This window comes from Streptomyces sp. NPDC002144 (assembly GCF_053593695.1).
In genome coordinates, this window is sequence record NZ_JBSFDB010000005.1 from 366025 (window position 1) to 373246 (window position 7222).

8 protein-coding genes and 1 pseudogene are annotated in these 7222 nt (G+C 68.3%); 6 read left to right on the forward strand and 3 right to left on the reverse strand.

From position 1 onward, the window contains the following. The first annotated feature begins 41 nt into the window (after positions 1–41). Positions 42–794 (forward strand): 4-hydroxy-tetrahydrodipicolinate reductase, encoded by a 753-nt coding sequence (gene dapB / locus ACWCQ1_RS10650; protein ID WP_358595971.1) that lies wholly within the window; start codon positions 42–44, stop codon positions 792–794. A gap of 7 nt (positions 795–801) precedes the next feature. Then, on the forward strand, positions 802–1254 hold the full coding sequence (locus ACWCQ1_RS10655; RefSeq protein WP_133047450.1) for a tetratricopeptide repeat protein: 453 nt from the start codon (positions 802–804) through the stop codon (positions 1252–1254). An 89-nt stretch (positions 1255–1343) separates the two neighbouring features. On the opposite strand, the gene ACWCQ1_RS10660 is transcribed toward ACWCQ1_RS10655, so the two are convergent. Continuing rightward, positions 1344–1898, reverse strand: coding sequence for a hypothetical protein (locus ACWCQ1_RS10660; RefSeq protein ID WP_451026272.1), 555 nt, complete (start codon positions 1896–1898; stop codon positions 1344–1346). 90 nt (positions 1899–1988) lie between these two features. Then, on the reverse strand, positions 1989–2225 hold the full coding sequence (locus ACWCQ1_RS10665) for a hypothetical protein (RefSeq protein ID WP_358595974.1): 237 nt from the start codon (positions 2223–2225) through the stop codon (positions 1989–1991). Between the two features lie 201 nt (positions 2226–2426). On the opposite strand from ACWCQ1_RS10665, the pseudogene ACWCQ1_RS10670 reads away from it, so the two are divergent. The 4 genes and pseudogenes from ACWCQ1_RS10670 to ACWCQ1_RS10685 form a co-directional block, all read left to right on the forward strand. Beyond that, positions 2427–2717 (forward strand): annotated as a pseudogene (locus ACWCQ1_RS10670) (FAD-dependent thymidylate synthase); the annotation flags it as partial. Further along, positions 2697–3926: an FAD-dependent thymidylate synthase gene (thyX, locus tag ACWCQ1_RS10675; protein ID WP_358596001.1), complete on the forward strand. Its 1230-nt coding sequence runs from the start codon at positions 2697–2699 to the stop codon at positions 3924–3926. The pseudogene ACWCQ1_RS10670 and the gene thyX, both read left to right, overlap by 21 nt. A gap of 211 nt (positions 3927–4137) precedes the next feature. Beyond that, positions 4138–5037 carry a 4-hydroxy-tetrahydrodipicolinate synthase gene (gene dapA / locus ACWCQ1_RS10680; RefSeq protein ID WP_451026273.1) on the forward strand — a complete coding sequence of 300 codons (900 nt, stop codon included), beginning with the start codon at positions 4138–4140 and terminating at the stop codon, positions 5035–5037. A 145-nt stretch (positions 5038–5182) separates the two neighbouring features. After that, a complete protein-coding gene (locus tag ACWCQ1_RS10685) occupies positions 5183–6868 on the forward strand; it encodes a ribonuclease J (RefSeq protein ID WP_133047455.1) in 1686 nt (561 codons plus the stop codon). Between the two features lie 139 nt (positions 6869–7007). Here ACWCQ1_RS10685 and ACWCQ1_RS10690 read toward each other — a convergent pair. Further along, a partial coding sequence (locus tag ACWCQ1_RS10690) for a hypothetical protein (RefSeq protein ID WP_451026274.1) occupies positions 7008–7222 on the reverse strand: 215 nt, incomplete at its 5' end.

Genomic DNA, 7222 nt, shown 5'->3' on the forward strand with positions numbered 1-7222 from the left:
CCTCGGCACCCACCTCGGTTCTCGGTTAAGGAAGCAAGAAGATGAGCAAGCTGCGCGTGGCGGTCCTGGGTGCCAGGGGCCGCATCGGTTCCGAGGCGGTACGGGCCGTCGAGGCGGCCGAGGACCTGGAGCTGGTGGCCGCCCTCGGCCGGGGCGACAAGCTGGAGACCCTCGCCGAGACCGGCGCCCAGGTGGCGGTCGAACTGACCACGCCGGACTCGGTGATGGCCAACCTCGAGTACTGCGTGGGCCACGGCATCCACGCGGTGGTCGGCACCACCGGCTGGACCGACGAACGCCTCACGCGGCTGAAGGGCTGGCTCGCCGCCTCCCCGGAGACGGGCGTCCTCATCGCGCCCAACTTCTCCATCGGCGCCGTCCTGACCATGAAGTTCGCGCAGATCGCCGCGCCGTACTTCGAGTCCGTCGAGGTCGTCGAACTGCACCACCCGAAGAAGGTCGACGCCCCGTCGGGCACGGCCACCCGCACGGCCCAGCTCATCGCCGAGGCCCGGCGCACGGCGGGCACGGCCCCGGCGCCGGACGCCACGGAGACGGCCCTGGACGGCGCGCGTGGCGCCAGCGTCGACGGCATCCCCGTGCACGCCGTCCGCCTGCGCGGTCTGCTCGCCCACCAGGAGGTGCTGCTCGGCGGCGAGGGCGAGACCCTGACCATCCGCCACGACTCCCTCCACCACAGCAGCTTCATGCCGGGCATCCTGCTCGGCGCACGCCGCGTGGTGACCACCCCGGGCCTGACCTTCGGGCTGGAACACTTCCTGGACCTGGGCTGACACCGCCATGCGCGCCAAGCTGTCCTACGCGACAACCGCCGCCGTCCTGGTCTTCTACTTCGTCCTGGTCGGCAGCCGCGGCGTCATGCTCATCGAGTCCGGCACGGTGGTGACCGTCACCTTCGGCGTGGCGGTGCTGATCCTGCCGGTCATCGGCCTGTGGTTCCTGTGGAAGAACACCCAGTTCGTCCGCAAGGCCAACCGGCTCGCCGCCGAACTCGACGCCGAGGGCGGCCTGCCCGTCGACGAGCTCAAGCGCACGCCGGGCGGCCGGATCGACCGCGACTCCGCCGACGAGGTCTTCGCCAAGCGCAAGGCCGAGACGGAGGCGGCCCCCGACGACTGGCGCAGCTGGTTCCGCCTCGCCGTCGCCTACCACGACGCCCGCGACACCCCGAGGGCACGCAAGGCGATGCAGCGCGCGATCGCCCTGCACGAGGGCAGGACGATCGAGGCCTAGCCTCCGCCGCCCCACGCCGACGAACACGAAGGGGCCGGTCCACGCATCTCGCGGACCGGCCCCTTCGTGTACGTACGACCGCCTCGACGTCAGCCCCGCCGGTTCTCCGCGGCCCAGGCCTCGATGGTGTCCGCCGCCCGGTCGAAGGACCCGGCCCGCCCCACGAAGTCGGCGTTGTGCGTCGTCATCAGCACCAGCGCGTCCTGCGCGGCCCGGTCCTTGCGCTGCAGGACCAGCGCCTGCCCCTGCACCGTCCGCGGCAGCCCCAGCCAGCGCACCGGCTGCTGCACCGTCCGCACGGCGACGACCCGCTCCCAGGCCGTCGTACGCGTGCTGACGAAACCGACGTGACGCAGCCCCCGCGCGCTCACCCACACACCCATGCGCAGCAGCCGCAGGGCGCCCAGGATGACGACCAGCGCGATCCCGAGGATCACCCCGGCCTCCGACACCGACGCGGTGAGCGCGATCACGACGGCCGCGAACAGCACGAACGAGGCGAACAGCAGCGACAGCGCCGCCGTCCCCACACGCCACGGCCCGGGGCGGTAGGGGCGCCGCCAGCGGTCGCGGTCGTCGAAGGGCAGCGCGAGGTCGTCGGCTGTCTCGAAAGCGCGGTCGGCCGTCAGGAAGGGCAGGGGCACGGCTGGTCCTCACTCGATCCATGCGTGGGCTGTGCCCGGTGAGGTTATCCGCCTGTGTCCCCGCTCACCACTCTCGGGGGTCCGATGGAGTCAGTGCCCCTGGGAGGCCTGTGACTGCTGAGCCGGTGAATGGGTGTCGGTCGACAGCGCCGGCATGCCGAGCACCAGCGAGGCCACGATCGCGGCCACGATGGTCATCCCGAGCAGCCAGCGCCCGGCTATCTGACCGGCGGACGCCCGCTCGCGCGGCGGGGGAGCGACATTGCTGCGAAACCTGTCGGCCTCCGCGACAAAGGCGAACGGAACGGGCTCGCGCCGACGAAACATGGCCGGTACCTCTCCTCTCGGAGTCGAATGAGTGACTGTCACTCACACAGACGAGCGAGTGCCCCAAAAGGTGCCCGGTTTCGCCGAATTCACAGAATTTCGCCGACGTATGTCGCGACCCGGTACCGAACGCCCCGTTGTCAGTGCCGGGCCGTAGAGTGGGCGCCGCCCGAGAGACGTGATGGAAGGATCCTCCGAGCCGTGACCGACACCCCCGCCGACGACCTCAAGCCCAGTTTCCGCAGTGACGTCACCGTCGAGTTGGTCAAGCACAGCGCGGCAGACTCCGACGTGCTGTGGGCTGCCCGCGTCTCCACCGCCGGCGAGCAGTCCCTGGAGGAGCTGAACAAGGACCCGGAGCGCTCCAAGGGCCTGATCAACTACCTCATGCGGGACCGGCACGGCAGCCCCTTCGAGCACAACTCGATGACCTTCTTCATCAGCGCCCCGATCTTCGTCTTCCGCGAGTTCATGAGGCACCGGGTCGGATGGTGTCTGCCGGGGGACACCATGATCAGGGTCGGCACCACCAAGAACGGCAAAGCCAAACGCATCGCGGACGTCTATCGCGACTGGAAGATCGGTGTACCTGACTCCCTGGGCCGCACGCGCCGGCTGAAGTCCTGCGCGAACCTCCTGGCCGACACCATCAACCTGGAGACGGGGCTGGCGGAGAAGGCACCCATGGTGGATGTCTTCGAGTCCGGCGTGAAAGCGATCATCAAGGTGTCGACCACCAACGGCAAGGCGCTGCGGTGCACCGCGGACCACCGGGTATGGACGCCCGACGGTTGGGTCCGCGCGGGCGATCTGCGCGTCGGCGACCGGGTCGGGCGGCTGGGCCGGGTGGCGATCGGGGAGCGGCAGGGCATCCCCAAGCGCCTGCGCGAGGGCATCCAGATCTGGACCACCGAGCAGCGAGCCCAGCTCATCGCCCCGAGGGACCTCTGCTACATCTGCGACGAGAAGTTCGAGGCCCAGGACCTGGAACTGGATCACGTCATCCCGGTGGACGCCGATCTCACCAAGGCCCTCGACGTCTCGAACCTGCGGCCGGCATGCAAGCCGTGTCACCAGCGGAAGACCAACGGCGAAGGAGTGCCGATCGGAGTGCGCCGTCGCGCGCTCCAGAACGGGGTGCGCTGGGAGGCCGTCGTCTCCGTCGTCCCCGACGGGGAGGAGATGACCTACGACATCTCGATGCCGCCGCCGCACCACAACTTCATCGCGGACGGTTTCGTCGTACACAACTCGTACAACGAGGAGTCCGGACGCTACCGCGAGCTTCAGCCGGTCTTCTACGTCCCCGGAGAGGACCGCAAGCTGGTCCAGCAGGGACGCCCCGGCAAGTACGAGTTCGTCCATGGCACTCCCGAACAGTTCGGGGCCGTCACCGCCGCGATGGAGGAGTCGTACCGGCAGTCCTATGCCGCGTACCAGGAGATGCTGGCGGCCGGCGTCGCCCGCGAGGTCGCCCGCGCGACCCTGCCCGTCGGGCTCTTCTCCTCCATGTACGCCACCTGCAACGCCCGTTCGCTGATGCACTTCCTCGGGCTGCGTACCCAGCACGAGCTCGCGAAGGTGCCGTCCTTCCCGCAGCGGGAGATCGAGATGGTGGGCGAGAAGATGGAGGCGGAGTGGGCGAAGCTCATGCCGCTGACGTACGCCGCCTTCAATGCGAACGGGCGTGTGGCGCCGTGACGCACCACCGTTCCCCGTCGGAGCACACATGTACGGGGCAGCCTCGCGAGGTGTCCCAATTGCGGCATTTGGCGAAGTTCATCTAGCCTGATCAAACGGACCCGGTACTGCTTGAACCCCCGAGCAGGCAGTACCGGGCTCCGCATTTGTCCGGACTTATCCCGCACCCCGAGGGCAGACCTCGTAATCAGCAGCGAGTAGCGTGTTACCCATGGCTCCGACCTCCACTCCGCAGACCCCCTTCGGGCGGGTCCTCACCGCCATGGTCACGCCCTTCACGGCGGACGGCGCACTCGACCTCGACGGCGCACAGCGGCTCGCCACCCACCTGGTGGACGCAGGCAACGACGGCCTGATCATCAACGGCACCACCGGAGAGTCCCCCACCACGAGCGACGCGGAGAAATCGGACCTCGTACGTGCCGTCCTGGAGGCGGTCGGCGACCGGGCCCACGTGGTCGCCGGCGTCGGCACGAACGACACCCACCACAGCATCGAACTGGCACGCGAAGCCGAGCAGGTCGGCGCGCACGGCCTCCTGGTCGTCACCCCGTACTACAACAAGCCCCCGCAGGAGGGCCTGTACCGGCACTTCACGGCCGTCGCGGACACCACCGGCCTGCCGGTGATGCTGTACGACATCCCCGGCCGCAGCGGCGTCCCGATCAACACAGAGACGCTGGTCCGGCTCGCCGAGCACCCGCGCATCGTCGCCAACAAGGACGCCAAGGGCGACCTCGGCCGCGCGAGCTGGGCCATCGCGCGCTCCGGCCTCGCCTGGTACTCCGGCGACGACATGCTCAACCTGCCGCTGCTCTCCGTGGGCGCGGTCGGCTTCGTCTCGGTCGTCGGCCACGTCGTCACGCCCGACCTGCGGGCCCTCGTCGACGCGTTCGTCTCCGGCGACGTACAGAAGGCCACCGAGATCCACCAGAAGCTGCTCCCCGTCTACACGGGCATGTTCCGCACGCAGGGCGTCATGACGTCGAAGGCCGCGCTCGCCCTCCTGGGGTTGCCCGCCGGGCCCCTGCGCGCCCCCATGGTCGAGTGCGCGCCGGAAGAGATCGAGCAGCTCAAGATCGATCTTGCCGCCGGCGGGGTACAGCTCTGACAACGGACTTGGCACCACCCAGGCTTCACAACTGAATAGGCAGGCCACCGGTTGCCTGCGTCCCACAATGACAACTGCTACACGCACGAACGTCACGCGCGCCACGTGCCCACCGGCACGTGGCGCGTGTGGTGAGGAGAGTCTTTTGAGTCATCCGCATCCTGAACTCGCCCCGCCCCCGCCGCTCGCCGAAGGCGGCCTAAGGGTCACCCCGCTCGGCGGTCTCGGTGAGATCGGCCGAAACATGACGGTCTTCGAGTACGGCGGCCGTCTCCTGATCGTCGACTGCGGAGTGCTCTTCCCCGAGGAGGAGCAGCCCGGAATCGACCTGATCCTGCCCGACTTCTCGTCCATCAGGGACCGCCTCGACGACATCGACGGCATCGTCCTCACGCATGGCCACGAGGACCACATCGGCGGTGTCCCCTTTCTGCTCCGCGAGAAGCCGGACATCCCGCTGATCGGCTCCAAGCTGACCCTCGCCCTGATCGAGGCCAAGCTCCAGGAGCACCGCATCCGCCCGTACACCCTCGAGGTGGCGGAGGGGAACCGCGAGCGCGTCGGCCCCTTCGACTGCGAGTTCATCGCGGTCAACCACTCCATCCCGGACGCGCTGGCCGTCGCCATCCGCACCCCGGCCGGCATGGTCGTCCACACCGGTGACTTCAAGATGGACCAGCTTCCGCTGGACAACCGACTCACGGACCTCCATGCGTTCGCACGCCTGAGCGAGGAGGGCATCGACCTCCTGCTCACGGACTCCACGAACGCGGAAGTCCCCGGATTCACCCCGCACGAGCGGGACATCTCCAACGTCCTGCGCCAGGTCTTCGGAAGCGCCCGCAAGCGGATCATCGTGGCCAGCTTCGCCAGCCACGTGCACCGCATCCAGCAGATCCTGGACGCGGCCCACGAGTACGGCCGCCGGGTCGCCTTCGTCGGCCGCTCGATGGTCCGCAACATGGGCATCGCCCGGGACCTCGGCTACCTCAAGGTCCCCCCGGGCCTGGTGGTCGACGTCAAGACGCTCGACGACCTCCCCGACCACGAGGTGGTCCTGGTCTGCACGGGCTCCCAGGGCGAACCGATGGCGGCCCTGTCCCGCATGGCCAGCCGTGACCACCAGATCCGCATCGTCGACGGCGACACGGTGATCCTGGCCTCCTCGCTGATCCCGGGGAACGAGAACGCGGTCTACCGCGTGATCAATGGTCTGACCCGCTGGGGCGCCAACGTCGTCCACAAGGGCAACGCCAAGGTCCACGTCTCGGGCCACGCCTCGGCCGGCGAACTGCTGTACTTCTACAACATCTGCCGTCCGAAGAACCTGATGCCGGTGCACGGCGAATGGCGCCACCTGAGGGCGAACGCGGAACTCGGCGCGTTGACGGGCGTTCCGCACGACCGGATCGTCATCGCCGAGGACGGCGTGGTCGTCGACCTCGTCGAGGGCAAGGCGAAGATCTCGGGCAAGGTGCAGGCGGGCTACGTGTACGTCGACGGGCTCTCCGTCGGCGATGTCGGCGAGCCGGCGCTGAAGGACCGCAAGATCCTCGGTGACGAGGGCATCATCTCGGTCTTCGTGGTGGTGGACTCCTCCACCGGCAAGATCAGCGGCGGACCGCACATCCAGGCCCGCGGCTCCGGCATCGAGGACTCCGCCTTCGGCGAGGTGATCCCGAAGATCACCGAGGTCCTGGAACGCTCGGCCCAGGACGGCGTCGTGGAGCCGCACCAGCTGCAGCAACTCATCCGCCGCACGCTCGGCAAGTGGGTCTCCGACACCTATCGCCGCAGGCCGATGATCCTCCCGGTCGTGGTGGACGTCTGACACCTCGTGCGGGTGAACTAGGAGCGGGGCGCCTCGATTTGCATCGAGGCGCCCCGCTCCAGTACGTTTACGGCTCCGCCAGCAGGGGAACCCGGACGCTTCGTGCGCTGGGCAGATCCGGAGGGGCGGGAAAACCGACTCAGATCTTCTGATAAAGTCGGAACCGCCGGAAAGGAAACCGCGAAACAAAAGCGGGAACCTGGAAAGCACCGAGGAAATCGGATCGGAAAAGGATCTGATAGAGTCGAGAAAGCAAGATCGAAGGGAAGCGCCCGGAGGAAAGCCCGGAAGGGTGAGTACGAAGGAAGCGTCCGTTCCTTGAGAACTCAACAGCGTGCCAAAAATCAACGCCAG